Source organism: Rhodococcus sp. B10, assembly GCF_011770055.1.
Lineage (GTDB): Bacteria > Actinomycetota > Actinomycetes > Mycobacteriales > Mycobacteriaceae > Rhodococcoides > Rhodococcoides kyotonensis_B.
Map to the genome: position 1 here is coordinate 1 of NZ_JAAFYV010000129.1, position 388 is coordinate 388.

1 protein-coding gene is annotated in these 388 nt (G+C 66.0%); it reads left to right on the forward strand.

Features of this window, described 5'->3' with window-relative positions; genetic code table 11:
* Positions 1 to 180: 180 nt before the first annotated feature.
* A partial coding sequence (locus RhoFasB10_RS25985; RefSeq protein ID WP_206031396.1) for a hypothetical protein occupies positions 181 to 388 on the forward strand: 208 nt, incomplete at its 3' end.

Sequence of the window (388 nt, forward strand, 5' to 3'; positions counted from 1 at the left end):
GGTCTACGACGTGAATGATGTGACCGACTACTTCAAACAGCCTTGATCCAGATCAATGTATGAACAGGTGCCCCGGTTGATCGTATGCCAACCTGATGAAGACTGCGACCGCCGGCCGCAGGGGCGGGCTATTGCCTGCGCCTACAATGCCGTGTCTCCCCCGCTGCCCGTGAAGACCTCTTGAGCGCTGCCGAAACGACCCCTTACGGCCTGTCCCCGGAAGCTGAAACCGCCCGCCAGCGGCGTGTGCGCACGGCCTGGCTGGCCGACCTGGCACGCTCCGCCCGGGGCCGCCAGCGCTTGGCCGCGCTGTGCATCAGCCTGTCCGGCGCGCTGTTGATCGGCCAGGCTGCCGCCATCGCTTGGCTGGTGCAGCAGGTGCTGGTGG